General features: G+C 58.7%; 19 protein-coding genes and 1 tRNA gene. 16 read left to right on the top strand and 4 right to left on the bottom strand.

Translation table 11 applies throughout. From position 1 onward, the window contains the following. The first annotated feature begins 176 nt into the window (after positions 1-176). From omp10 to ASF69_RS00945, 6 genes are all read left to right on the top strand, one after another. On the top strand, positions 177-548 hold the full coding sequence (omp10, locus tag ASF69_RS00970; RefSeq protein ID WP_062584444.1) for an outer membrane lipoprotein Omp10: 372 nt from the start codon (positions 177-179) through the stop codon (positions 546-548). A 208-nt stretch (positions 549-756) separates the two neighbouring features. Next, positions 757-2,712 carry a 5'-nucleotidase C-terminal domain-containing protein gene (locus tag ASF69_RS00965; protein WP_062584442.1) on the top strand — a complete coding sequence of 652 codons (1,956 nt, stop codon included), beginning with the start codon at positions 757-759 and terminating at the stop codon, positions 2,710-2,712. A 185-nt stretch (positions 2,713-2,897) separates the two neighbouring features. Continuing rightward, the gene (gene hemH, locus ASF69_RS00960) at positions 2,898-3,947 is read left to right on the top strand and encodes a ferrochelatase (protein ID WP_062585536.1); all 1,050 of its coding nucleotides are present in this window, start codon (positions 2,898-2,900) and stop codon (positions 3,945-3,947) included. Between the two features lie 42 nt (positions 3,948-3,989). Further along, a complete protein-coding gene (locus ASF69_RS00955; RefSeq protein WP_062584440.1) occupies positions 3,990-5,054 on the top strand; it encodes an SPFH domain-containing protein in 1,065 nt (354 codons plus the stop codon). A gap of 1 nt (position 5,055) precedes the next feature. Beyond that, positions 5,056-5,520, top strand: coding sequence for an NfeD family protein (locus ASF69_RS00950; RefSeq protein ID WP_062584438.1), 465 nt, complete (start codon positions 5,056-5,058; stop codon positions 5,518-5,520). Positions 5,521-5,683: 163 nt separating this feature from the next. Further along, positions 5,684-6,076, top strand: a complete 393-nt coding sequence (locus tag ASF69_RS00945; protein WP_062585534.1) for an acyl-CoA thioesterase — start codon at positions 5,684-5,686, stop codon at positions 6,074-6,076. A gap of 94 nt (positions 6,077-6,170) precedes the next feature. Here ASF69_RS00945 and ASF69_RS00940 read toward each other — a convergent pair whose 3' ends face one another. The 3 genes from ASF69_RS00940 to ASF69_RS00930 all read right to left on the bottom strand — a co-directional run bounded on the left by ASF69_RS00940 (position 6,171) and on the right by ASF69_RS00930 (position 7,099). Then, positions 6,171-6,410: a hypothetical protein gene (locus ASF69_RS00940; RefSeq protein WP_062584436.1), complete on the bottom strand. Its 240-nt coding sequence runs from the start codon at positions 6,408-6,410 to the stop codon at positions 6,171-6,173. Positions 6,411-6,580: 170 nt separating this feature from the next. Next, a tRNA-Val gene (locus tag ASF69_RS00935) sits at positions 6,581-6,655 on the bottom strand. A gap of 81 nt (positions 6,656-6,736) precedes the next feature. Next, positions 6,737-7,099, bottom strand: a complete 363-nt coding sequence (locus ASF69_RS00930; protein WP_027675545.1) for a response regulator — start codon at positions 7,097-7,099, stop codon at positions 6,737-6,739. Between the two features lie 181 nt (positions 7,100-7,280). Between ASF69_RS00930 and ASF69_RS00925 the strand changes: the two genes are divergently transcribed. The 3 genes from ASF69_RS00925 (at position 7,281) to ASF69_RS00915 (ending at position 9,718) form a co-directional block, all read left to right on the top strand. Beyond that, positions 7,281-8,165, top strand: a complete 885-nt coding sequence (locus ASF69_RS00925; protein ID WP_062584434.1) for an N-formylglutamate amidohydrolase — start codon at positions 7,281-7,283, stop codon at positions 8,163-8,165. Positions 8,166-8,493: 328 nt separating this feature from the next. Beyond that, entirely contained in the window at positions 8,494-9,270 is a 777-nt protein-coding gene (gene hisN / locus ASF69_RS00920) for a histidinol-phosphatase (RefSeq protein WP_062585532.1), read from the top strand. Positions 9,271-9,535: 265 nt separating this feature from the next. Then, positions 9,536-9,718: a hypothetical protein gene (locus tag ASF69_RS00915; protein WP_062584432.1), complete on the top strand. Its 183-nt coding sequence runs from the start codon at positions 9,536-9,538 to the stop codon at positions 9,716-9,718. A 3-nt stretch (positions 9,719-9,721) separates the two neighbouring features. On the opposite strand, the gene ASF69_RS00910 is transcribed toward ASF69_RS00915, so the two are convergent. Continuing rightward, positions 9,722-11,482 (bottom strand): ABC transporter ATP-binding protein/permease, encoded by a 1,761-nt coding sequence (locus tag ASF69_RS00910; protein WP_062584430.1) that lies wholly within the window; start codon positions 11,480-11,482, stop codon positions 9,722-9,724. A 256-nt stretch (positions 11,483-11,738) separates the two neighbouring features. On the opposite strand from ASF69_RS00910, the gene ASF69_RS00905 reads away from it, so the two are divergent. The 7 genes from ASF69_RS00905 to glgC all read left to right on the top strand — a co-directional run bounded on the left by ASF69_RS00905 (position 11,739) and on the right by glgC (position 25,989). Beyond that, positions 11,739-15,068 (top strand): transglutaminase family protein, encoded by a 3,330-nt coding sequence (locus tag ASF69_RS00905; RefSeq protein WP_062585530.1) that lies wholly within the window; start codon positions 11,739-11,741, stop codon positions 15,066-15,068. A 19-nt stretch (positions 15,069-15,087) separates the two neighbouring features. Beyond that, on the top strand, positions 15,088-17,478 hold the full coding sequence (locus ASF69_RS00900) for a circularly permuted type 2 ATP-grasp protein (protein WP_062584428.1): 2,391 nt from the start codon (positions 15,088-15,090) through the stop codon (positions 17,476-17,478). Positions 17,479-17,481: 3 nt separating this feature from the next. Continuing rightward, the gene (locus ASF69_RS00895) at positions 17,482-18,363 is read left to right on the top strand and encodes a transglutaminase family protein (protein WP_062584426.1); all 882 of its coding nucleotides are present in this window, start codon (positions 17,482-17,484) and stop codon (positions 18,361-18,363) included. 169 nt (positions 18,364-18,532) lie between these two features. Next, entirely contained in the window at positions 18,533-19,771 is a 1,239-nt protein-coding gene (locus ASF69_RS00890) for a TadE/TadG family type IV pilus assembly protein (RefSeq protein ID WP_062584423.1), read from the top strand. Between the two features lie 223 nt (positions 19,772-19,994). Further along, positions 19,995-22,457: a glycogen/starch/alpha-glucan phosphorylase gene (locus ASF69_RS00885; RefSeq protein WP_062584421.1), complete on the top strand. Its 2,463-nt coding sequence runs from the start codon at positions 19,995-19,997 to the stop codon at positions 22,455-22,457. After that, positions 22,457-24,664: a 1,4-alpha-glucan branching protein GlgB gene (gene glgB, locus ASF69_RS00880; protein WP_062584420.1), complete on the top strand. Its 2,208-nt coding sequence runs from the start codon at positions 22,457-22,459 to the stop codon at positions 24,662-24,664. The genes ASF69_RS00885 and glgB overlap by 1 nt, the downstream gene beginning before the upstream one ends. A 62-nt stretch (positions 24,665-24,726) precedes the next feature. Continuing rightward, complete coding sequence (gene glgC, locus ASF69_RS00875) at positions 24,727-25,989, top strand: glucose-1-phosphate adenylyltransferase (RefSeq protein WP_062584417.1); 1,263 nt, start codon at positions 24,727-24,729, stop codon at positions 25,987-25,989.

Genomic DNA, 25,989 nt, shown 5'->3' with positions numbered 1-25,989 from the left:
GGGCGGACAACGGCGCAGACCGGCGCAGACACCATCTGGTGCCGGTTTGCAACGCCGTCAGTTTTGTGGGAACCGCCGGGAACCCGTGCATAGGTGGTGTCGTTCGCTTGCAATAAGGCCGACTTCATTCCATGGTCAGTTTACAAGATCGACAAGAATCGCTGGAGACGAAAGAGATGAATTTCAAGACAGGCGCCGCTCTGGTTCTGGCCGCAATCGCTGCCTCTTCATGCGCCCCTGCCGCGCGCTCCCCGCGCCCCATGGCAACTGCCGCCCCGCAGGGCCCGGCCGTTGATGGACGCTGGGTGGACAAAAACGGTATTGTCTCGACATTCCAGGCGGGCGCATTCTCCACCCGCTCGACAGACAGCAACACGCTGCTGGCTTCCGGCACCTATGTGACGATTTCACCGACACTGTATGAAATTAACATGACGTCGCTGGTGCGCAATACCCAGTCGCGCGTCAACTGCGCGCTCATCTCGCCTTCGCAGCTCAATTGCACCACCGACACAAACAGCCAGTTCACCCTGACACGCCAGGGCTGATTGCAGCCACTGACCAACTGAGCCCGTTTGAATCAACGCGCGCGTATAGCGCGCGTTTTTATTTGCGCAACCCTGTCATATTTCTACTTGCGGCAGATGCCGCGAGATGAAAACATCGCCTTTGAAAGACTGACATAGTTTACCGCTATGCATGTCTGAGGGACGAGCCGTAATGCTTTTGCTCGCTAAAAACAGGAGAGACAGCACGATGAACAGGATTTTGAGATTCAGCCTGATGACCGCATCGGTCGTTGCGCTTTCGGCAGGAGCAGCGCTGGCTGATTACCAACTCAACATTCTCCACATCAACGATCTGCATTCGCGGATCGAGGCGATCAACAAGTCGGATTCGACCTGCTCTGCTGCGGAAGCTGGCAAGAACGAGTGCTTCGGCGGCATCGCCCGCGTCAAGAGCGCCATCGACGCCCGCCGCACAGAGCTTGGCACCAACGCCAATATCCTCGTGCTGGATGCTGGCGACCAGTTTCAGGGCTCCCTGTTCTATACCCAGTACAAGAGCGCGCCCATTGCCGAATTCATGAACGGCATCGGCTTTGATGCCATGGCCATCGGCAACCACGAATTCGATGACGGCCCGGCAGAGCTTCTGAAATTCATCAACGCTTTGAAGTTCCCGATCATCTCCGGCAACACGAAAATTGCCGATGGTTCCGAGCTGAAGGACAAGTTCAAGGGCTATGTCATCAAGGACATGGGCGGCCAGAAGGTCGCCGTTGTTTCGGTGCTGGCAACTGACACCAACGAGACATCGTCTCCCGGCGACAAGGTAACGTTTGAAGACGAGGTCGAATATCTCAAGGGTGCCGTCAAGGAAATCCAGGATCAGGGCGTCAACAAGATCGTTCTTCTGTCCCATGTCGGCTATGTCAAGGATCAGGAAATCGCCCGCTCGGTGGATGGCATCGACGTGATCGTCGGCGGTCACAGCCACACATTGCTGTCCAGCACGGACCCGAAGGCGGCTGGCCCCTACCCGACGCTGGTCAAGAACCCGGCGGGCGTTGTAGTGCCTGTTGTCACGGCCTACGCCTATTCGAAGTTCCTCGGCGATCTCACAGTCACCTTCGATGACAACGGCGTGGTAAAATCCACCGCTGGCGCACCCAAGCTTCTGGACGCATCGGTCACGCCGGATGAAGGCTTCACCAAGCGCGTGGCAGAACTCGCGGCTCCGCTGGAAGAGATGAAGAAGAAAGAGATCGGCGTTGCCGAAGCGGCAATCGACGGTTCGCGCGAAGTCTGCCGCGCCAAGGAATGCACCATGGGCAACCTGGTGTCGGATGCGCTGCTGGAGCGCGTCAAGGATCAGGGCATTACCATCGCCATTCAAAACGGTGGCGGCTTGCGCGCATCCATCGACGCTGGCCCCGTGACCATGGGCGAAGTCCTGACGGTTCTGCCATTCCAGAACTCTGTTGCCACATTCCAGATCAAGGGTGTCGATCTTCTGGCGGCTCTTGAAAATGGCGCGGGCCAGATCGAGGAAGGTGCCGGTCGCTTCGTGCAGACCGCTGGCCTGAAATATTCCTTCGATCGCTCCAAGCCACCTGGCAGCCGCATCGTTTCCGTCGAGGTCAAGGAAGGCGACGCCTTCGTCAAGCTCGACCCGGAAAAGACCTATGGCGTGGTGACCAACAACTATACCCGCACCGGCGGCGATGGCTTCAAGACCTTCGCAACCAAGGCCATCAACCCTTACGACTTCGGACCAAGCCTTGAAGATGCCGTCGCCGCCTATATCGGCGCGCACAGCCCCTACAAGCCTTATACCGATGGCCGCGTGATGGATGTTACGCCTGCCGACTATGTGGCTCCACCAAAGGAAGCCAAGCCCGCAGCTGCCGCCCCTGCCGCGACGGCTCCCGCAACAACATCCCAGGCCCCGGCGGCAACCGCGCCTGCACCTGCCACTGCAACAGCGCCAGCCGCCACAACCCCGGCACCGGCGACAACCACAGCCGCGCCTGCCCCTATGGCTCCTGCGTCTGGGAAATATGTCGTGGCCCGTGGCGATTCTCTCTGGAAGATTGCCGCAGAGAAGTACGGCAATGGTACCGAATGGAAGAAGATTGCCGAGGCCAATGCGCTGAAGCGTCCAAACCACATCGAGATTGGTGATGAGCTGACCGTTCCGGCCAACTGATCAGAGCGCATCGAAATCAGGCCGGTCCGCCATGCGGGCCGGCCTTTGTTTTTCAGTCGCGTTGAAATGTCACGTTCTAAACTCAAGAATTCAATTCAGATTGTGGGATCGATGCTCTACAAGATGATCCAACACGATGGTCTTGGCGTATGGCTGACCAGACAATGCAGGTTCAGGACGATTTCATGATCGCAGACAATTCCACGCTTCAGACGGCGCATTTCCCCGCAGATCACCCGAAGGTTGCCTTCGGCAAGGTCGGCGTTCTCCTCGTCAACCTCGGCACGCCCGATGGCACGGATTACAAATCCATGCGCCGCTATCTGGCAGAGTTCCTCAGCGACAAGCGCGTCATCGAGTGGTCGCGCCTGTTCTGGTATCCCATTCTCTACGGCATCGTGCTGAACAAGCGGCCGCAGAAGGTTGGCAAGGCCTATGAGGAAATCTGGAACCACGAGCTGAACGAAAGCTACCTGCGCACCTACACCCGCAATCAGGGTGAGGCATTGGCGAAGATGCTGACCGACCTACCCAATGTCGTCGTCGATTGGGGAATGCGCTACGGCAAGCCAAGCATTGCAGAACGCATGGACGCACTGAAGGCGCAAGGCTGTGAAAAAATCCTGCTGTTTCCGCTCTATCCGCAATTTGCGGCGGCAACGACTGCTACCGTCAACGACAAGGCCTTCGAATATCTGATGAAGCAGCGCTGGCAGCCAGCGCTTCGCACCGTCCCGCCCTATCACGACGACGAAACTTACATCGATGCCCTCGCCAACTCCGTCAAAGCCCATCTGGCAACGCTGGATTGGGAGCCGGAAAAGATCATCGCCTCCTTCCACGGCATTCCGCAATCCTACTTCAAGAAGGGCGATCCCTACCATTGCCAGTGCATGAAGACGGGTCGCCTGCTGCGCGAAAAGCTGGGTCTGGACAAGGACCGCTTCATGATTACCTTCCAGTCCCGCTTCGGGCCGGAAGAGTGGTTGCAGCCCTATACCGACAAGACGGTGGAGCGGCTGGCCAAGGAAGGCGTCAAGCGCATTGCCGTGATGAATCCGGGCTTCGTCTCCGACTGTCTGGAAACGCTGGAAGAAATCGCGGGCGAGGCTGGCGAGATCTTCCACCATAATGGCGGCGAGAAGTTTTCCCACATTCCCTGCCTGAATGACAGTTCTGAGGGTATGCGGGTTCTCGAGAAAGTTGTACGCAGGGAGCTGCAGGGCTGGGTGTAACCAAAGCCAACCCAAGGCATGACAGCATAGAGGGAGATGGCGATGTTTGATCTGGGTGGTTTCGATATTGTCGTGATCGTCGTCGTGGGGCTCGTCATTCTCACGCTATTTGCAGGCATCAAGACGGTGCCGCAGGGTTATCGCTACACGGTGGAGCGCTTCGGGCGCTACACCCGCACCATGGAACCCGGCCTCAACATCCTCACGCCCTATATCGAGCGCGTCGGTGCCAAGCTGAACGTGATGGAGCAGGTGCTGGATATTCCGACCCAGGAAGTCATCACCAAGGACAATGCCAGCGTCTCCGCAGATGCGGTTGCCTTCTATCAGGTACTGAACGCTGCGCAGGCGGCATACCAGATCACCGATCTGCAATCTGCGATCCAGAACCTCACCATGACAAATATCCGCTCTGTCATGGGCTCGATGGATCTCGATGAGCTTCTGTCCAACCGCGATGCCATCAATGACCGGCTGTTGCGCGTGGTGGATGAAGCCGTTGGCCCCTGGGGCATCAAGGTCACCCGCATCGAAATCAAGGATATCGCACCGCCAAAAGACCTCGTGGACTCCATGGCCCGGCAGATGAAGGCCGAGCGTGAGAAGCGCGCGCAGGTTCTGGAAGCCGAGGGCTCGCGCGCCGCTCAGATTTTGCGGGCCGAAGGCGCCAAGCAATCCGCCATTCTGGAGGCCGAGGGTCAGCGCGAAGCAGCCTTCCGCGATGCCGAAGCGCGTGAGCGTCTGGCCGAAGCCGAAGCCAATGCCACCCGCATGGTCTCCGAAGCCATCGCAGCTGGCGATATCCACGCCATCAACTACTTCATCGCCCAGAAATACACCGAAGCGATGACCGCCATTGGCACCGCGAAAAACTCCAAGATCGTGCTGATGCCGATGGAAGCCTCGTCGCTGATCGGCTCTCTCGGCGGCATTGGCGCCATCGCCAAGGAAGTATTCGGTCGCGACAGCGATGCACAGTCCACGTCCGATACAGCGGCCTCGGCAAAACAGCGCAGCTCCGTCCCGCCCACGTCCAGCCGCCCATCGGCCCAGACCATCAACGTGACCATCCCCAACAACCCGTTCGGCCCATCCACGGAGCGCTGACATGATTGCCAGCCTCGTGACCGATCTTGGCCCGTGGAGCTGGTGGATACTGGCTGCCCTCCTCTTGGCCGCCGAACTCGTCGCCCCCGGCGTCTTCCTCATCTGGATTGGTGCGGCAGCCCTCGTCATCGGAGCAGTGTCGCTTGCGCTCTGGGATACGGCTCTGTGGAGCTGGCATGTGCAACTGCTGTTGTTCGCCGTCCTCTCCGTCGCCTTCGCACTGCTTGGCCGCCGTTATTATGGCCGCAACCACGCCAAGACCGATGAGCCCTTCCTCAACCAGCGTGAAGCAAGCCTCATAGGCCGCACCGCCACCCTCCACGAGCCCATCAGCGAAGGGCGAGGCCGCATCAAGCTGGACGATACCTGGTGGCCCGTGCAGGGCGAAGACGCCCCCGCAGGCACCCGCGTGCGCATCGCCTCCGCCCATGGACGGACGCTGACCGTCGAGGCCATCCTGAACTGATCTGGCGTTCATCCTCTGGCGGGTGAGCCTGCCCAGCCGTCTTGCTGCAGCAACATGCGGCAGGTGCATCTCTTGTCTTCCGGAAAATCAATGCTTCCCGGGCTGCCCATGCTGTAGGCATTGTTTATTGCCAGACCACAGCCAAGGGTTTTCAACAATGGAATTGGAACTACAGCCGCCCGCAGATATGGAAATGACCCTGCGCACGCTCGCAATGCCCGCCGACGCCAATCCGGCAGGCGACATTTTCGGCGGATGGGTCATGTCACAGATGGACCTTGCAGCCTTTGTCCGCGCCAATGACGTTGCAGGCGGGCGCACCGTCACGGTTGCCGTCCACGAAATCGTCTTCAAGAAACCGGTCAAGATCGGTGACACACTCTGCGTCTACACCCGCATCGAAAAAGTCGGGCGCACCTCCATCACCCTCAAAATCGAAGCCTGGACCCGCCGCCACTCGCAGCAATCCCGCGAAAAGGTCACCGAAGCGGTGTTCATCATGGTCGCGGTCGATGATGAGGGGAACCCGAGAGCGGTGCAGCGGGACATCGCGTAGACGGTTCGAGAAAGACAGGCGCATCTAAACCGCCTGTACGGCTGCGTTTCCGTACCATCTGCTACGCAGATCCGGACCGCTATCGAACCACATCTCACCCGATATCGGGAATTTCGCCGTGCTGGTAGATAATCACCGGAGGGCCGTATTCGCCGAGATCCGGGTCGGCATCTCGCGCCCAGGCCAGGACACCATCATACTGGCTTGCCAGTGATTTCCCCTCCCGCACGGCGCGCTCTTCCGTCGGCATCTGCCTTGGCTCGAATGCCTCGACCATATTTCCCTCGTCATCGGCCTTGTAGGCGGCGAGAACGATCAGTTTGACTTTGGCCATGGCTCTGTTCCTTGTGCGGATAGCAGCCACCTATAGCACAGGTAAAATTGGGAATGGCGATTGTATCGGAGAGGGCGGCCGGAACCGCGATGGAAGGCTCGATCTTCTGCGCCTAACTGCCTGAAACCACAAAAGGCTTCCGGTTTCCCGAAAGCCTTTTTGAAACTGGATGGTGGGCGTGACAGGGATTGAACCTGTGACCCCTACGATGTCAACGTAGTGCTCTCCCGCTGAGCTACACGCCCTCCGTTGCGGCGCATAAATCACGAAACCGGATGAAGCGTCAACTGCTTTTTTGCGGTTTTGTGAAAGCTTTTTTACAAGCCTTATGCCACAAGGAGTTTGTTCACTTCGTCGACGAGATCGCGAAGGTGGAAAGGCTTGGAAAGGACCTTTGCGTCCTTGGGTGCCTTCGAATCAGCGTTGAGTGCAACGGCGGCAAAACCGGTGATGAACATGACCTTGAGGTCAGGGTCGAGCTCGGTTGCCCGACGCGCGAGTTCGATGCCGTCCATTTCAGGCATGACAATATCGGTCAGCAGCAGCGAGAAAGGCTCTTCGCGAAGCCGGTCATAGGCGCTTGCGCCATTATCGAAGGAGGAAACCTTGTATCCGGCTTTCTCAAGCGCCTTCACAAGGAAGCGCCGCATGTCATTGTCATCTTCAGCGAGAAGAATTTTCTGTACCATTTAAGTGACCGTAACTTCTGTTTTATTGGAATACCTTATCTCGATCATACCGCATTTTCAGTAAATATCATGTGAACGGTAGAATCATGACTCCGGCGACTGGGATGCAGTATGGACTTGCTCTGCCTTAACTGGCAACATGATGCTTCTGGCAGAATTATGACATGGTAAACGGGGCGGGATGGACTGGGTCACGGGCGAGTACGAACTCTTCGAAGTGCACGAACCAGCCGTTCACAGCATTCCGTTCGTATATAATTCACCGCACAGCGGTCGATGCTACCCCGTATCGTTCCTCGAATCATCGAGATTGAACGCTTACGAAATCCGCCGCTCCGAAGATCATTATGTCGATGAACTGTTTTCCGGCGCAACCGATATCGGCGCGCCAATGCTGAAAGCCAACTTTCCGCGCGCCTATCTGGATGTGAACCGCGAGCCCTATGAGCTCGATCCGCGCATGTTCGATGGCGCCCTGCCCTCTTACGCCAATATCGGCTCCATGCGCGTTGCGGGCGGTCTCGGCACCGTGCCGCGCATCGTGGCAGAGAATATGGATATCTACGCCCACCGTCTTCCGGTGGACGAGGGTTTGAACCGCATCGAGCGGATCTACAAACCCTACCATGCCTGCCTGCGAAAGCTCATTTCACGAACCCACGCCAATTTTGGCATGGCGGTTCTGGTCGATTGCCACTCCATGCCGGGCAATATCCGCCTTGCCGGATCCAATGTCCGTCCCGACATCATCATTGGCGACAGATACGGCACCAGCGCATCGGCAGAAATTTCCCGCGCGGCCCTGCATCTCCTGGAAGAACTGGGCTTTACCGCGGTCTGCAACAAGCCTTACGCCGGAGGCTTCATCACCGAGCATTACGGCAGGCCCATCCGCTCGCTTCATGCGGTGCAGATCGAGATCAGCAGGGCGCTCTATGTGGACGAAAAGACGCTGCTGAAGACACCGGAATTCTACGCGGTGCAGTCCGCACTGGACACCTTCATGCGCCAGTTCTCGATGTTCGTTTCCGAATACGCCCTCGACATGGCCTTTGCCGCCGAGTGACCTCCCCCCCAATCTCTGAAGTATGGTCCGCAGCATTTGCGGACAAAAAAAACCGCGCCTTGGCGCGGTCAAGTCTAGGGAGGAAACACCCAAGGAGGGTATTTACAGTCGAAGACTGTGATCAAAACCTACGGCGATTATGCCCAATTGTCAATCATATTTATTATTGCCTATAATTTAACCGATAATTTGCTCGTTTGCCTTTCTCGTGTGCGCAATCGGCGGCGAATGCCCAACTCTTGTGTTTCCAGCGTCGCAGATAGCGTGTGGACGAGACCGGCTGAACCGCGCTATGTCGTTGCTGGATTTTTTGATTGCCGAGGTTTCCATGCTGCCTGATCGCGATTTCTTCTTTCGTCTTGCTGACGCCGCCAAGGCGGAAACCCTTCCCCGATTCCGCAGCGGCCTTGCCGTCGCCAACAAGGAGGAAGGCGGCTACGATCCCGTGACGGAGGGAGACCAGGCGGCTGAAACAGCCATCCGTTCATTGATTACCGAGCACTTTCCCCACCACGGCATTCTCGGTGAAGAACATGGTAGCGTGGGCACGGATCGTGAGCATGTATGGGTCATCGACCCCATCGATGGCACCCGCGCATTCATCTCCGGTGTGCCGGTCTGGGGCACATTGATCGGCTTCCAGTCTTCGGGCCGCTCTGTCATGGGTGTGATGGACCAGCCCTTTACCGGCGAGCGCTATTTTGCGGATAGCGAAAACGCCTGGTATTTCGGCCCCGGCGGCGACAGGCAGATCAGGACACGCCAGTGCGAGAGCCTGTCTGATGCCGTCCTGTTCACCACCTCGCCGCATATCTTCACCACCGAGGAAGCGGAACGTTACGGCGCAGTTGAGCAGAAAGTGCGCCTGTTTCGTTATGGTGTCGATTGCTATGCCTACGCCCTTCTGGCAGCGGGCCACGCGGATCTGGTCATCGAGTCCGGCCTGAAGCCCTATGATGTGGGAGCGCTCATTCCCATCATCGAACAGGCCGGTGGCATCATCACCAATTGGGACGGCGGAAGACCGGAGGCGGCGGGCCGCATCATTGCCGCCGGAAACAGGTCCATTCATGAACAGGCACTGGCCACCCTGTCCGGACTCTAGGTACAGCGCGACTGCCCTTGAAACTCGCAGCGTGCAATCGCCATAGTTGTATCAAGAACACTGAAAGTACACCGGGGGAGACACGCTCCTCCGGCCTCGTTCTCATTGTCAGGAAGACATTGCTGCCGAAATCTGCACCTCGTTTCCGCCAGTGCTTTGGTGGCGTTAACGAATTGCACCAAGAGGTAAGCTTTGGTTAACCATATTGCGGCACTCTGGCGTTGAATTCTTTCATCTTCATATCCTGAAATGAGCGAGGACCGCCATGGCATATGACTGGAGTGGGAATACCGTCAAACAGAAGCGTGATGACTGGGTCGTCATCATCGCGATTGCGGCGATGGCCTTGTTTGCCGCCACAATGCCGCTTGTGCTTGTAAAGACCGCACCTTCGACCAAGCTGATTGAAACGACATCGATTGCCGCACCTGCAGCGGTCAAGATGTGACGTTTACACCTTGACCAGATCCAGATGCAGGACGCGCGGCGACAGCGTCTGGAGAATGATGTCTGAACGGCCGATATAGACGATTGCGGTATCGGTCATGCCCGCCAGAACGGCGGCCAGCCTCTCGGCGGTCTCGGTCTCCAGGCCTTCGAGAAGATCGTCGATGAAAAGCCAGCGCGGCTTGAGCAGGATTGCGTTTGCGACACGGACACAGGCCTGCTCTTCGGAATCGAATTTCTTGTCCCAGCGGATATTGTCATCCATGCGCGGAATGATGTGTCCCAGGCCGCATTGCTCCATCGCGGCCAGAAAATCCTCTTCCTTGAATTTCTGCGGGCTGCGCGGATAGCAGAGGATTTCACGCAAGGGCGCCGCGGGAAGATAGCCATGCTGGGCGACGAACAAAGTTTCCTCGCGTGGCGGCACGGTGATGGTACCCCTTCCCCACGGCCACAGACCTGCAATCGCGGCAAAGAACAGCCTGCGGTTCACGCCCTGGTCGCCATTGACGATGACCCGGTCGCCGATATTGATCTCGACCGGTGCCTCGCGCAGCTGGAAGACACGTGAAAGGTCCTGGCCGCCGGCATCGGGGCAGATTTCCACCGACGTCAGCCTGACCGGTCCGGATGGCGACTTCTCGACATCGATGACATTGCCATGACGCTCGATGCTGTCCATCTGGATCAGCGCGTTGCGGAAGGTCGAGACGCGCTGCAATGTTGCCTTCCAGCTGGCAATGGGTCCGAAATTGTCGATATACCAGCGCAGCGCAACATTGACCTGGTTGAAGGCGCCGACAGCCATCATCAGGCCGCCGAAACTGAGGCTTCCGGAGAAATAGACCGGTGCGGCGATGAGGATTGGTGCAACGATGGCAAGCCAGCCATAGCCGGACGAGACCCACGTCAGATGGGTCAACGCCATGGCAAGGCCGCGAATAACGCGCAGCACCGCGTTGATGTCTTCACCGATGCGGTGACGCTCGTTCTTTTCACCCCGCGCAAGCGTGATGGCCGTCAGGTTCTCGCTAGCCCGCATCAGCGAGAAACGCAGTTCCGCTTCCTTGGAATAGCGCTCCGCATTCAGCGGCACCAGCCGGTAGCCAACGATGTTGCTGAGGAAGGACGCGGAACCCGCATAGATCAGCGCGGCCCAGACCATGTAGCCGGGTATGGCGACCATGCTGCCATTGATCTCGATGGCAAAGCCCGCTGACAGGCCCCACAGCACGCCGATGAAGCTGACAAGCAGGATCGTCGCATTGACAAGACCGATGGCAAGGGCCGTGCTGCTTTCGGCAAGATTGCGCACATCGTCATGCAGGCGCTGGTCTGGATTGACGGCAATGGCTCCAAAGCCCGAAAGCCTTGCGGCCCTTCCCGGCTTGAACCATTCGTCTACCATGTCCTTCGCCAGACCTTCGCGCATGTTCAGCGCCGTCATCTGGTTCAGCCACGTCTGGAAGACGTTGAGCAGCAGGAGCGAACCGGCAATGATCGCGAAAACTTCGAGCTGGTGCAGGAACGCATCCAGATCGCGCCGTTCCAGCGCATTATAGAAGGGTGCATTCCACTGGTTCAGCTTGACCTGCCCATAGGCCGTTACCAGAATGATGGTCAGCAGGGCAATCATGAGCAGGATGAGCCTGTTGCGGACGGGAGAGGTCCAGAAGGCGCTGCCCATCATTCCCAGTTGCGATCTGAACGTCAGATCGAAAGACGGGTAATTGCTCGCCTCTGTCGACAGATTACCTTGCGCCATCAGTACCTTGCCATTTCCTGCTATTGCCTAGTCCGGACCGTTGAGCAGACGATGTTGATTTGCACCCGCCAAGACAGCAATAGCATTCCATTGAAGCTTGTCTACCGGCGACACGAAACCCGCAAATTAGCAGCCGCTCGAATGATAAGGAGCATTGAAATGTTCCTTGCTTTCTTTGCGTGCATTGCACAAAGTCCCAGCAATCAAAGCGGAGCGAAACGATCCGCGCAAACCGGAATACCGGGCAAGGGAACGCATGTCGATCAAAGCAAGCATCTACCACCTGACCCATTACAAGTATGACAGGCCAATCCGGCTCGGACCGCAAATCATACGCCTGAAGCCTGCGCCGCATTCCCGCACCCATGTCATCAGCCATTCGCTGAAGGTGACGCCTGCAAATCATTTCGTGAACCTTCAGCAGGATCCCTACGGCAATTTCCTGGCGCGCTACGTCTTTCCCGACCCCGTCACCGAGTTGAGGATAGAGGTCGATCTCGTCGCCGACATGACGGTCTACAATCCCTTCGACTTCTTCGTGGAGGAAAGCGCCACCTACTGGCCTTTCGAATATCCCGAAACATTGAAGGCCGATCTTTCGATTTACCAGACGCCGGAGCCATCCGGCCCGCTGCTGACGGACTATCTGAAAACCATCGACTGGACATCAGGCCAGCCAACGGTCGACATGGTCGTTGGCCTCAACGCCCGCCTGCAGCGCGATATCGGCTATGTCATCCGCATGGAAACCGGTGTCCAGACACCCGAGGAAACGCTTGGCACCGCCAAGGGCTCCTGCCGCGACACAAGCTGGTTGCTGGTGCAGATCCTGCGCCATCTCGGCTTTGCGGCGCGTTTCGTCTCAGGCTATCTCATTCAGCTGACGCCTGATCTCAAGGCGCTGGACGGTCCTTCGGGAACGGAAGTGGATTTCACCGATCTTCACGCCTGGGCAGAAGTCTATCTGCCCGGCGCCGGCTGGGTCGGGCTTGATCCAACCTCCGGGCTTCTAACGGGCGAAAGCCACGTGCCGCTGGCCGCAACGCCGCATTACAGCAATGCCGCGCCCATTTCCGGCGGTTACTATGGCGAGGCCAACACGGAATTTGCCTTCGACATGAAGGTTTCCCGCGTGGCCGAGCATCCGCGCATCACCAAGCCGTTTTCGGACGAAAGCTGGGATCGCCTGAATGCGCTGGGCGAACAGGTGGACAAGGTTCTGGCGCAGCAGGATGTGCGCCTGACGATGGGCGGCGAGCCGACATTCGTTTCCATCGATGATTTCGAATCCGGCGAATGGAATACCGATGCCGTCGGCCCCACCAAGCGCGAAAAGGCCGATGTGCTGATCCGCAAGCTGCGCGAGCGTTTCGCGCCCAACGGCTTCCTGCATTACGGTCAGGGCAAGTGGTATCCCGGCGAAAGCCTGCCGCGCTGGACGTTTTCGCTCTATTGGCGCAAGGACGGCCAGTCCGTCTGGCACAATCCCGATCTGGTGGCCCGCGAGGGCGTCGATACTGGCGTAACCTCAGAAGATGCCGAAAAGCTTCTGACCAACATCGCATCCAATATCGGCATTGCGCCGGAACTGGTGCTGCCGGCTTATGAAGATCCGGCTGAGTGGCTGATCAAGGAAGGCAATCTGCCCGAGAATGTCGATCCTTCGAACTCCAAGCTGAAAGACCCGGAAGAGCGCAACCGCATCGCCCGCGTGTTCGAGCGTGGCCTGACCACGCCCACGGGCTATATTCTGCCGGTACAGGCATGGAATGCCAAGGCGACCTCGTCCAGACGCTGGATGAGCGAGAAGTGGAAGACCCGGCGTGGCCGCATCTTCCTCGTCCCCGGCGACAGCCCGGTTGGCTATCGCATTCCGCTCGGCACCCTGCCCTATGTTCCACCATCGAAATTTCCCTATATCCACCCCGCCGATCCCTCGGTGCCGCGTGGACCATTGCCCGATGCCACGCCACCTTCCGCGCGCGCTCTGCCGGAAGCCTCGTTTCAGGCGTCCGACAGCGCAACACAGGAGCGCATCGAACAGTCGATCAGCGATATCCACGGCGAAGTGCGTACCGCCATGTCGGTGGAAGCGCGTGATGGGCGCCTTTGCGTCTTCATGCCGCCGGTGGAGCGTATCGAAGATTACCTCGATCTTGTGGCCGCCGCAGAAGCTGCCGCCACCGATCTTAACCTTCCCGTCCATATCGAGGGCTATACGCCCCCACATGACGAGCGGATGAATGTCATCCGCGTCGCGCCCGATCCCGGCGTTATCGAGGTCAACATTCATCCGGCTGCCAGCTGGAAGGATTGCGTCGATATCACCACCGCCGTCTATGAGGATGCCCGTCAGACCCGGCTGGGTGCGGACAAGTTCATGATCGACGGTCGCCACACCGGCACCGGCGGTGGCAATCACGTGGTCGTCGGCGGCGCCAACCCCGCGGACAGCCCTTTCCTGCGCAGGCCGGACCTGCTCAAGAGCCTGGTTCTACACTGGCAGCGCCATCCGTCACTGTCCTACCTCTTCTCGGGCCTCTTCATCGGTCCGACAAGCCAGGCCCCGCGCATCGATGAAGCCCGTCATGACAGCATGTACGAGCTGGAAATCGCCATGGCTCAGGTGCCGATGCCCGGACAGGGCACACCGCCTTTGCCGTGGCTGGTGGACCGCCTGTTCCGCAACCTGCTGACGGACGTGACCGGCAACACGCACCGCTCCGAAATCTGCATCGACAAGCTGTTTTCGCCCGATGGCCCGACGGGCCGCCTTGGCCTTGTCGAGTTCCGTGGCTTTGAAATGCCGCCGAATGCGCGCATGTCGCTCGCCCAGCAATTGCTGGTCCGCGCTATCATCGCCCGCTTCTGGAAGAACCCCGTTGGCGGCAAGTTCGTGCGCTGGGGCACGGCGCTGGCCGACCGGTTCATGCTGCCGCATTACATCTGGGCAGACTTCCTCGATGTTCTCGCGGACCTCAAGGACAACGGCTTTGATGTGAAGCCGGAATGGTTTGCCGCACAGCTGGAGTTCCGCTTCCCCTTCTTCGGAGAGGTCGAATATGAAGGCTCCAAGCTGGAGCTTCGCCAGGCGCTGGAGCCGTGGCATGTCATGGGCGAACAGGGTGCCATCGGCGGCACCGTGCGTTATGTGGATTCCTCGGTTGAGCGTTTGCAGGTACGCCTGGAAACATCCAATCCGTCCCGCTACACGGTGGCCTGCAACGGGCGCGCGGTGCCGATGAAGCAGACGGATGATTCAGGCGTCTCGGTGGCTGGTGTCCGCTTCAAGGCATGGCAGCCCGCGCAGGGGCTACATCCGGCATTGCCGGTCAACACTCCGTTGACCTTCGACATTTATGATACATGGTCGAGCCGATCGATCGGCGGATGCATCTATCATGTTGCTCATCCCGGCGGTCGCACCTATGAGACTTTCCCCGTCAATGGCAACGAAGCGGAAGCAAGGCGACTTGCGCGTTTCGAACCCTGGGGGCATACGGCCGGTCACTATTCTTTGTGGCCGGAGGCTGCGTCCCCGGAATTCCCGCTGACGCTAGATTTGAGACGCCCGCAGGGAGTGTGACTTGGCAAAAGCACCGGCAATGGAACGGACAGGCGAAGAAACCGGCATGGCTTCCATGCTGGGCTATCGTGCCATGCCCGGTATTGCCGATGAAATGCTGGATATCCATGGCCGCATCCGGCCCGTCTGGCAGCCTTTCGTCAATGCGCTTGGCCGCATGGAAGACCGGGAGCTGCACGAGCGTTTTTCGCGCACCGACCGTTACCTGCGCGATGCCGGCGTTTTCTACCGCGATTACAGCGCGCAGGGAAATACCGAGAGAAACTGGCCGATCTCCCATATTCCCGTCCTGATCGACGAGAAGGAATGGGAGGCGGTCTCGAAAGGCCTCGTCCAGCGCGCCAATCTGCTGGAACGCATCGTCGCGGATTTCTACGGTGAAAACCGGCTCGTCCAGCAGGGCTTCGTGCCCCCGTCGCTTCTGGCATCCAACCCGGAATATCTGCGCCCTCTGGTGGGCGTAAAGCCCGCAGACGGCCACTACCTGCATTTCTGCTCCTTCGAGATCGGTCGCGGTCCCGACGGCAACTGGTGGGTGCTGGCGGATCGCACCCAGGCACCGTCAGGCGCGGGCTTTGCGCTGGAAAACCGGGTGGCCACCACCCGCGCCTTTTCCGATATTTATGCCGAGGCGCATGTGCATCGGCTGGCTTCCTTCTTCGGAAGCTTCCGCGATACGTTGCAGGCGCGCAGGCAGAACCCGGATGACCGGATTGCCGTGCTGACGCCCGGACCTGCCAGCGAAACCTATTTCGAGCACGCCTATATTGCCCGCTATCTCGGCTTCATGCTGCTGGAAGGCGAAGACCTGACCGTCGTCAACAACCGCGTCATGGTGCGCACCGTGGCGGGGCTGAAACCCATCGGCGTCCTGTGGCGGCGGCTGGATGCTTCCTATACCGATCCGCTGGAACTGGACCAGAACTCCCATATCGGCACGCCCGGCATGGTGCAGGCCCTGCGCTCCGGCTCGCTCAGCATCGTCAATGCGCTTGGTTCCGGCATTCTGGAAACCCGCGCACTTCTGGCATTCCTGCCTGCCATCTGCCGCCAGCTTCTGGGCGAGGATCTGGCCATGCCCTCCATCGCGACCTGGTGGTGCGGACAGCCGACGGAGCGCGAGCACGTGGCGCGCAACATCGAGCGCATGGTCATCGGCCCAGCCTATTCCCGCCTGCCCTTCTTCGATGACAATGGTCAGTCTGTCCTTGGCTCGACGCTGCTTGAAACCGCAAAGGATTCGATTGGCGACTGGCTGGCAAGCGACGGCCACAAGCTGGTCGGGCAGGAAGTTGTCACGCTGTCCACCACCCCCGCCTATGTCGATGGCAAGCTGGTACCGCGCCCCATGAGCCTTCGCGTCTTTGCGGCCCGCACGCAGGATGGCTGGCAGGTCATGCCCGGCGGCTTTGCCCGTATCGGTCGCAGCAACGATACGGCCGCCATTGCCATGCAGACGGGCGGCAGCGCCGCCGATGTCTGGATCGTATCGGACAAGCCCGTGGAGCGGACGAGCCTTCTGCCTGCGGAGGAGAACTTTACCCGTAATATGCCGGGCAGCCTGCCCAGCCGCGCAGCCGACAATCTGTTCTGGCTCGGTCGCTATATCGAGCGTGCCGAAGGGGCGCTCCGCATCCTGCGCGCATGGCATTCCCGCTATGCCGAATCGGCCGACCCGAAACAGCCGCTTCTGGCCCACGTCACCGAATATCTCGAAACACTCGATGTCGACGTCAAGGAAGCCGTACCCTCAAGCCTGATTGCCAATCTCAACAGCGCGATCTATTCCGCCAGCAATATCAGAGACCGGTTCTCGCCGGATGGCTGGCTGGCGCTGAACGATCTGGCAAAGACCGCCCGCCGCTTCCAGAGCAAGGTCGCAGCCGGTGACGACGCGACCCATGCCATGACGGTGCTGTTGCGCAAGCTGGCAGGCTTTGCCGGTCTGGTGCATGAAAACATGTATCGCTTTACCGGCTGGCGCTTCCTGTCCATTGGTCGCTACCTGGAACGTGGCCTGCATCTTACACGGCTTTTAGGCCATATGAGCGGACCTGACGCGCCGGATGGGTCCTATGACATGCTGCTGGAAATCGGCGACAGCGTCATGACCCATCGCCGCCGCTACAACGTCAACACGGCAGCACTGACGGTGATGGACCTGCTGGGCCTTGATCCGCTCAACCCACGCTCCATCCTGTTCCAGCTCAATGAAATCCGCACGGAGGTGGAGCAGTTGCCCAATGCCTTCGTCAATGGCCAGATGTCGAGCTTCTATCGCGAGGTCATGCGTGTCCATTCCGGCCTCGCCGTGATGACGCCGGAAAACCTGTCGCCTGCCGTCTTCCGGCAGCTGGAGCAGGATCTGGAGCATCTCTCGGACCTTCTTGCCCAGACATATCTCGGATAGACCATGCTCTACGACCTATCGCTGCACATGGGTTATCTTTACGATACGCTGGCATCCGGTGCCCGCCACGTCATCCGCGTCATGCCATTGTCCGTTCCCGGCAGACAGCGGCTGATTGCGGGCAGCCTGACCGTCACGCCCTCACCGGATGAGCGGGTGGCCTTCGATGATTTCTTTCGTCAAAGCGCCACGTCCGTGCTGCTGCGCGCACCCCACGACAAGCTGGACATTCGCATGCAGGCGCGTGTTTCGGTCGAAACACCATCGCTGACCGCCGACTTTTCCCCTGAGCTTGGCCGACTGGCCGCGGAACTGGCCAGCGTCTGGTCCCTTGACCCGCAATCTCCGCATCATCTTGCGGGCGCAAGCCCCCGTATCGGCGATAACGCTGCGATTGCCGCATATGCGCGGGAAACCGTCAAGGCTGGAATGACCATCCGTGAAATCGCGATGGCCATGTGCCGACGCATCCATACCGACTTCACCTATGACAGCGAGGCAACCACTGTTGACACCACGCCTGCGGAAGCCTTCAAGCTGAAACGCGGCGTATGCCAGGATTTCTCGCATATCATGATTTGCGCCCTGCGCAGCCTGGGCATTCCAGCCGGATATGTCAGCGGCTTCCTGCGTACCATTCCCCCCGCCGGAAAAGAGCGCCTTGAAGGTGCAGATGCCATGCACGCCTGGGTGCGGGTGTGGTGTGGCGAGGCGGAAGGCTATATCGAACTTGATCCGACCAATGACATTGTCGCGGGCTGCGACCACATCGTCGTCGGTTACGGGCGCGATTACTCCGATGTCGCGCCCGTCATCGGTGTCCTTAAAAGTTACGGAAACCAGCAGACGACCCAGGCGGTTGATGTTATCCCGGTCAAGGCGTGATGCCCCAAAACCAGACAGGCACGTGCCAGGACGATGCAACCTTTCATAAAAGTCGCAACCATTTGTTTCAATTTTAGAATTCACTAAATATTTGCCTTCCGAGTTAGCGAATCCTACATCCGCCCGGCGCTACACCCTTGGCCAGCTATGAACTCCAAAGAGTGTGGACATGATGTTCGAACGGTTTGACACCATGAGATGCCTGCGCAGGCTGCTTTCCGACAGGCAAGGCAATTTCGCTATGATTACCGCTCTGGCTCTTCCCATGTTGATGGGAGCGGCGGGAGTCGGCCTTGAATTTACCCGCGCCATGCAGGTGAAATCCGACCTGCAAAACGCAGCCGACGCGGCTACCTTGAGCGCGGCGACCCAGTTTCGTGAGTCCGAAGGCAAGAAGAGCGACGAAGAGCTGAAGGCGCAGGTGGCGCAAATCATGATGGGGCAAAGCGTCACCAAGGAATTGTCTGAGGCGGAAGCAAAGATCCTCGAAAACAGCATCAACAGTGTCACAAACCGAAACGAGACAACCAAAGGAACAAATTTCAAGATTTCGACGACCGTCAACTATCGGCTGCCGCTCAATCCGCTTCTTGGGCTTGTCGGGGCCACCTCGCTGACGCTCAGCGCCACCAGCACAGCGGAAAGCAGCTTCAACAACGGCGCGCCGCTATCGCTTTATCTTGTGCTGGATCATTCAGGCTCGATGGCGTTCAAGACAGACAGCATCGACAGCCGCAAAAGCACTTGCTCCAACTATGACGAGGCAAGTTGGCCAAAGCCGATGAGGAGCAACCGTCCATGCTACATCGACAAGATGACCTCGCTGAAGACGGCTGTCAGCTTCCTGCTCGATACGCTCAACAAGTCGGACCCCACCGCCAAGTCGAATGGCAATCCGGCTTCGCAACTGGTGAGAACGAGTGCTGTCGCATATAATGACAAGGCTTCGCCGACGCAGGGCCTGGACTGGGGCACGAAGCGGGCCAGCGGCTATGTGAATGCGCTTTCGGCAACGGGTGGAACGGACGCCACCGGTGCGTTGAATGCCGCCTTCAATGCCTTGAAATCCACCAACGCAAGCGAGATTGACGCCCACAAGCAGGCCGGAAACAAGTCGTTCCAGCGGATCATCGTATTGATGACGGATGGCGAAATGACCGGCAACAGCGCAAGCTGGTCCTATCCCGTCGACAACGCCGTGCGCACCACCTGCGCCCAGGCCAAGGCGGACGACATCAAGATCTTCTCGGTTGCGTTCATGGCACCGGACCGTGGCAAATCGCTTCTGCAGGCCTGCGCCACCAGCGCCGAAAACTACTACGCGCCTGAGAACATGGAAGAGATTGTCGAGGCTTTCGGGGATATTGCGCGCAAAGCTTCCGGAAACGTCAGCCGCCTGACGAATTGATATCTGCAATATTGCGCACCGGACGCCGCAAGAGCTCTGCCGCTCTTGCGGCTTTTCTTCGTCTGAACCTCATGTTTGACGCGATTCAAACGGTATAATCATACCAGACCTCCCTAAATCGGTTGTTGCCAGAGGCTGTGAACGATGCATAAATCGCAACTGATGCTCTATGACGGATCGACAGAATCAGGCCCACTCCTCCCATCAAGGTACTGACCGACCAATGATCAACAAACTTGTTACCAACGACCTTCCCCGCCCCGCGCCCCGCAGTTCGGAACCGGACGTTCTTGCCAGCGAAATCATAGAACGACTGACCTACCGCATCGGCAAGGACGTCAAGGTCGCCAAGCCGCATGACTGGCTGACGGCCACCATTCTGGTCATCCGTGACCGTGTCATCGACAAGTGGATGGAATCCACCCGCAAGGCCTATCAGAATGATTCCAAGCGCGTTTACTACCTGTCGCTGGAATTCCTGATCGGCCGCCTGATGCGCGACGCCATTTCCAATCTCGGCCTCATGGCAGAGATCAAGGATGCGCTGACCTCGCTCGGTGTGGAATTCGACGTGATCGCCGGACTGGAGCCGGATGCAGCACTGGGCAATGGCGGCCTTGGCCGTCTGGCTGCCTGCTTCATGGAATCCATGGCAACAGTCGATATTCCCGCCTATGGCTACGGCATCCGCTATGTGCATGGCCTCTTCCGCCAGCAGATGGCCGATGGCTGGCAGGTGGAACTGCCGGAAACATGGCTTGCGCACGGCAATCCGTGGGAGTTTGAGCGTCGCGAGAGCTCCTATGAAATCGGCTTCGGCGGCAGCGTCGAGATCGTCGGCGGATATGAGGAGCCACAGCGCTTCGTCTGGAAACCGGCAGAACGCATGATTGCCACCGCCTATGATACGCCGGTTGTCGGCTGGCGCGGAACCCGCGTCAACACGCTGCGTCTCTGGTCGGCCCAGCCCATCGACCCCATCCTTCTCGACGCCTTCAATGCCGGTGACCACATCGGCGCGCTGCGGGAAAGCAACAAGGCCGAGGCGCTGACACGCGTCCTCTATCCCGCCGACGCGAACCCAGCCGGTCAGGAGCTTCGGCTGCGGCAGGAATATTTCTTCTCGTCTGCCTCGCTTCAGGACATTCTGCGCCGTCACCTGCAGCAATATCCTGACTTCACCAATCTGGCGGAGAAAGTCTCCATCCAGCTCAACGATACCCATCCGGCAATTTCGATTGCGGAAATGATGCGCCTTCTGTGCGACATGCATGGGCTGGATTTCGAGGAGGCCTGGGCCATCACCCGCGGAACCTTCTCCTACACAAACCACACGCTTTTGCCGGAAGCGCTGGAAAGCTGGCCAGTGCCGTTGCTGGAAAGGCTTTTGCCGCGCCACATGCAGATCATTTACGCGATCAACGCCAACACGCTTCTTTTCGCCCGCAAGGAAAAGAAGATGGTCGATCAGCAGATCCGCTCGATCTCGCTCATCGAGGAAGCCGGGGAGCGTCGTGTCCGCATGGGCAACCTCGCCTTTATCGGCTCCCACTCCATCAACGGCGTGTCGGCGCTGCACACCGAACTGATGAAGGAGACGGTGTTTTCCGATCTCCACACGCTCTTTCCAGACCGCATCAACAACAAGACCAACGGCATTACGCCGCGCCGCTGGCTGATGCAGTGCAATCCCGGCCTTACCGACCTCATCCGCCAGTCCATCGGCGACGAATTTCTTGACGATGCGGAAAAGCTGATCGCTCTCGACCGTTTTGCCGACGACCAGAGCTTCCGGGACAAATTCGCGGAAATCAAGCGCCAGAACAAGGTTCGCCTGGCCAATACGGTGGCCCAGCGCATGGGCATCCGTGTCGATCCCTCGGCCATGTTCGACATACAGATCAAGCGGATACACGAATACAAGCGTCAACTGCTGAACCTGATCGAGGCCGTCGCGCTTTATGATCAAATTCGTTCCCGCCCGGAACTGGATTGGGTGCCGCGCGTTAAGTTCTTCGCTGGCAAGGCAGCACCGAGTTATCACAACGCAAAGCTCATCATAAAGCTCGCAAACGATATCGCGCGTGTCATCAATAACGATCCGGCGGTGCGCGGGCTTCTGAAAGTGGTATTCATTCCGAATTATAACGTGTCCCTTGCCGAGATCATGGTTCCGGCGGCTGACCTGTCGGAGCAGATCTCGACGGCTGGCATGGAAGCATCCGGGACAGGCAACATGAAGTTTGGTCTGAATGGCGCGCTAACCATCGGCACGCTCGATGGTGCCAATGTCGAGATGCTCGAGCATGTCGGCAAGGAAAACATCGTGATTTTCGGCAAGACCGCAGATGAGGTCGCCCAGGCCCGCAGCGAAGGCCACAATCCCCGTGCCATTATCGAAAACTCTGCCGAACTGTCACAGGCAGTATCCTCCATCGCATCCGGCGTCTTTTCGCCAGATGACCGATCCCGTTTTTCGGCACTGATGGACGGTATCTACAGCAATGACTGGTTCATGGTCGCAGCAGATTTCGACGCCTACGCGCAAGCCCAGCGTGACGTCGACGCCATGTGGAGCGACCCGAAGAGCTGGTACCAAAAAACAGTACACAATACGGCACGCATGGGCTGGTTCTCGTCCGACCGGACGATCCGGCAATATGCCACCGACATCTGGAGAGCTTGATGAAGAAACCGCTCAATTCTGCCGAAGAGAAAAAGACTGTTGCCATAAGCAAGGCTGAAATCGAGGCAATCAAGAGCGGTTTGCATTCCAACCCCTTTGCTGTGCTCGGCGTCCACCAGACGCCGGGCGGCTTTGTCGCGCGGTGCTTCATTCCTAGTGCCGAAGAGGTGACCGCCATGACGCTGGACGGCACTGTTGCCGGCGAACTGGTGCGCACCGACGAGGCAGGCTTCTTCGAAGGCCCCGTGGAGCTGTCAAAGCGCCAGCCGATCCGTTATCGCGCCCTGCGCGAGGATGCGGAATGGGCCGTGACCGATCCCTATAGCTTTGGCCCCGTGCTTGGGCCAATGGATGACTATTATGTCCGGGAAGGATCGCATCTGCGCCTTTTCGACAAGATGGGCGCCCATCCGCTGAAGCACGAAGGTGCCGAGGGTTTTCATTTCGCTGTCTGGGCACCCAATGCCCGGCGCGTTTCGGTGGTTGGCGATTTCAACAACTGGGATGGCCGCCGCCATGTCATGCGGTTCCGCAAGGACACTGGCATCTGGGAAATCTTCGCGCCGGATGTCTATTCCGGCTGCAGCTACAAATTCGAGATCATCGGCCCGCATGGCGAATTGTTGCCGCTGAAGGCCGACCCCTATGCCCGTCGGGCAGAGCTTCGCCCGAAGAATGCATCGGTCACGACGCCGGAACTGGTCCAGGAATGGAGCGACGAAGCGCACCGCAAGCATTGGGCCAGCATCGATCAGCGCCGCCAGCCGATCACGATCTACGAAGTCCATGCATCCTCCTGGCAGTATGGCGAAGATGGCTCGTTTCTGACATGGGACGAACTGGCCGCACGGCTCATCCCCTACTGCACGGATATGGGCTTTACGCATATCGAGTTCATGCCGATATCGGAGCATCCCTACGATCCCTCCTGGGGCTACCAGACAACCGGTCTCTACGCACCGACCGCCCGCTTTGGCGAGCCGGAAGGTTTTGCGCGCTTCGTCAATGGCGCGCACAAGGTGGGCATCGGCGTCATCCTTGACTGGGTACCGGCGCATTTTCCCGTCGATGAGCACGGCCTGAAATGGTTCGATGGCACTGCGCTCTACGAACATGCCGACCCGCGTCAGGGCTTCCATCCGGACTGGAACACCGCGATCTATAATTTCGGTCGCGTCGAGGTCATGTCCTATCTCGTCAACAACGCGCTCTACTGGGCCGAGAAATTCCATCTCGATGGCCTGCGTGTCGATGCCGTCGCCTCGATGCTCTATCTGGATTATTCGCGCAAGGAAGGCGAATGGGTCCCCAATGAATATGGCGGTCGGGAAAACCTCGAATCCGTGCGCTTCCTGCAGCAGATGAACACGCTGATCTACGGTGCCCATCCCGGCGTCATGACCATTGCCGAGGAATCGACCTCCTGGCCAAAGGTGTCGCAGCCGGTGCATGAGGGCGGGCTTGGCTTCGGCTTCAAGTGGAACATGGGATTCATGCACGATACGCTGAGCTATTTCCAGCGCGAACCGGTGCACCGCAAATACCACCATCAGGAACTCAGCTTCGGCCTGCTCTACGCCTTCAGCGAAAACTTCGTTCTGCCCATTTCCCATGACGAGGTGGTGCACGGCAAAGGCTCGATGATTGCCAAGATGCCGGGCGACGATTGGCAGAAATTTGCCAATCTGCGCGCCTATTATGCGCTGATGTGGGGTTATCCCGGCAAGAAACTGCTGTTCATGGGCCAGGAATTTGCCCAGTGGAGCGAGTGGAACGAAAAGACATCGCTGGACTGGAACCTGCTGCAATATCATATGCATGAGGGAATGCGCCGCCTCGTGCGCGATCTCAACTTCATGTATCGCTCCAAGGGAGCGCTCCATGCCCGCGATTGTGAGCCGGAAGGCTTCCAGTGGCTCTCGGCGGATGATCACGAAAACTCCGTCTTTGCATGGCTTCGTCTCGCACCGGGCGAAAAGCCGGTTGCCGTCATCTGTAATCTGACGCCGGTCTATCGGGAGAATTTCTACGTGCCACTGCCGACAGCCGGTCGCTGGCGCGAAGTGTTGAACACGGATGCCGAGATCTACGGCGGCAGCGGCAAGGGCAATGGCGGCCGCGTGCAGGCGGTGGATGCAGGCGGCACGATTGGAGCCACGCTGACACTGCCGCCTTTGGCCGTGATCATGCTGGAGCCGGAGAATTAAGCAATGTCCGCCGGACTAAGCTTCGAATTAAGGGACCTAAGACTTTTTATGGGAGGACTGCAATGAGTGAGAAAAGAATTCAGCCACTGGCGCGCGATGCGATGGCCTACGTGCTTGCCGGCGGCCGCGGCAGCCGCCTCAAGGAACTGACGGATCGTCGTGCAAAGCCAGCGGTCTATTTCGGCGGCAAGGCACGCATCATCGACTTTGCGCTGTCGAACGCCCTGAATTCCGGTATTCGCCGCATTGGTGTCGCCACGCAATACAAGGCCCATTCGCTCATTCGCCACCTTCAGCGCGGCTGGGACTTCTTCCGCCCGGAACGTAACGAGAGCTTCGACATTCTGCCCGCCTCCCAGCGCGTGTCGGAAACGCAGTGGTACGAAGGCACGGCTGACGCCGTTTATCAGAATATCGATATTATCGAGTCGCACGGCCCGGAATACATGGTCATTCTGGCGGGCGATCACATCTACAAGATGGACTATGAATACATGCTCCAGCAGCATGTGGACAGCGGTGCGGATGTGACCATCGGCTGCCTCGAAGTTCCGCGCATGGAAGCCACCGGCTTCGGCGTCATGCATGTGAACGAGAAGGACGAGATCATCAACTTCATCGAGAAGCCCGCTGACCCGCCGGGCATTCCCGGAAACGAGAATTACGCGCTGGCCTCGATGGGCATCTACGTCTTCCACACGAAGTTCCTGATGGACTGCCTGCGCCGCGATGCCAGCGATCCCAATTCCAGCCGTGACTTCGGCAAGGACATCATTCCGCATATCGTCCAGCACGGCAAAGCCGTTGCCCACCGTTTTGCAGCGTCCTGCGTGCGTTCGGACTTCGAGCACGAGCCCTATTGGCGCGATGTCGGAACCATCGATGCCTACTGGCAGGCCAATATCGACCTCACCGATATCGTCCCGGATCTCGATATCTACGACAAGTCGTGGCCCATCTGGACCTATGCGGAAATCCTGCCGCCTGCGAAGTTCGTCCATGACGATGACAAGCGTCGTGGCTCCGCCACCTCCTCGGTCGTCGCCGGTGACTGCATCATCTCGGGCTCGTCGCTCAACCGAAGCCTGCTGTTCACAGGGGTCCGGGCAAATTCATACTCGCGCCTTGAGAATGCCGTAGTGCTGCCGAGTGTAAAGATCGGGCGTCACGCCCAGCTCAGCAATGTGGTGATCGACCATGGTGTCGTGATCCCTGAGGGACTTGTCGTCGGAGAGGACCCGGAACTCGATGCAAAACGTTTCCGTCGCACGGACAAGGGCATTTGCCTGATAACCCAATCGATGATCGACAAGCTGGATCTGTAG

It is taken from the genome of Rhizobium sp. Leaf311, assembly GCF_001423445.1.
GTDB lineage: Bacteria > Pseudomonadota > Alphaproteobacteria > Rhizobiales > Rhizobiaceae > Agrobacterium.
This window is presented reverse-complemented; position numbering and strand designations above follow the sequence as displayed.

What these genes read in the sequence shown, in the direction of transcription:
- ASF69_RS00890 (WP_062584423.1), top strand. Translation starts at nt 18,533, where the DNA reads ATGATGTTCGAACGGTTTGACACCATGAGATGCCTGCGCAGGCTGCTT.
- ASF69_RS00910 (WP_062584430.1), bottom strand. Translation starts at nt 11,482, where the DNA reads ATGGCGCAAGGTAATCTGTCGACAGAGGCGAGCAATTACCCGTCTTTC.
- ASF69_RS00955 (WP_062584440.1), top strand. Translation starts at nt 3,990, where the DNA reads ATGTTTGATCTGGGTGGTTTCGATATTGTCGTGATCGTCGTCGTGGGG.
- glgB (WP_062584420.1), top strand. Translation starts at nt 22,457, where the DNA reads ATGAAGAAACCGCTCAATTCTGCCGAAGAGAAAAAGACTGTTGCCATA.
- hisN (WP_062585532.1), top strand. Translation starts at nt 8,494, where the DNA reads ATGCTGCCTGATCGCGATTTCTTCTTTCGTCTTGCTGACGCCGCCAAG.
- ASF69_RS00885 (WP_062584421.1), top strand. Translation starts at nt 19,995, where the DNA reads ATGATCAACAAACTTGTTACCAACGACCTTCCCCGCCCCGCGCCCCGC.
- glgC (WP_062584417.1), top strand. Translation starts at nt 24,727, where the DNA reads ATGAGTGAGAAAAGAATTCAGCCACTGGCGCGCGATGCGATGGCCTAC.
- ASF69_RS00925 (WP_062584434.1), top strand. Translation starts at nt 7,281, where the DNA reads ATGGACTGGGTCACGGGCGAGTACGAACTCTTCGAAGTGCACGAACCA.
- ASF69_RS00905 (WP_062585530.1), top strand. Translation starts at nt 11,739, where the DNA reads ATGTCGATCAAAGCAAGCATCTACCACCTGACCCATTACAAGTATGAC.
- ASF69_RS00915 (WP_062584432.1), top strand. Translation starts at nt 9,536, where the DNA reads ATGGCATATGACTGGAGTGGGAATACCGTCAAACAGAAGCGTGATGAC.
- ASF69_RS00965 (WP_062584442.1), top strand. Translation starts at nt 757, where the DNA reads ATGAACAGGATTTTGAGATTCAGCCTGATGACCGCATCGGTCGTTGCG.
- ASF69_RS00940 (WP_062584436.1), bottom strand. Translation starts at nt 6,410, where the DNA reads ATGGCCAAAGTCAAACTGATCGTTCTCGCCGCCTACAAGGCCGATGAC.
- omp10 (WP_062584444.1), top strand. Translation starts at nt 177, where the DNA reads ATGAATTTCAAGACAGGCGCCGCTCTGGTTCTGGCCGCAATCGCTGCC.
- ASF69_RS00895 (WP_062584426.1), top strand. Translation starts at nt 17,482, where the DNA reads ATGCTCTACGACCTATCGCTGCACATGGGTTATCTTTACGATACGCTG.
- hemH (WP_062585536.1), top strand. Translation starts at nt 2,898, where the DNA reads ATGATCGCAGACAATTCCACGCTTCAGACGGCGCATTTCCCCGCAGAT.
- ASF69_RS00950 (WP_062584438.1), top strand. Translation starts at nt 5,056, where the DNA reads ATGATTGCCAGCCTCGTGACCGATCTTGGCCCGTGGAGCTGGTGGATA.
- ASF69_RS00930 (WP_027675545.1), bottom strand. Translation starts at nt 7,099, where the DNA reads ATGGTACAGAAAATTCTTCTCGCTGAAGATGACAATGACATGCGGCGC.
- ASF69_RS00900 (WP_062584428.1), top strand. Translation starts at nt 15,088, where the DNA reads ATGGAACGGACAGGCGAAGAAACCGGCATGGCTTCCATGCTGGGCTAT.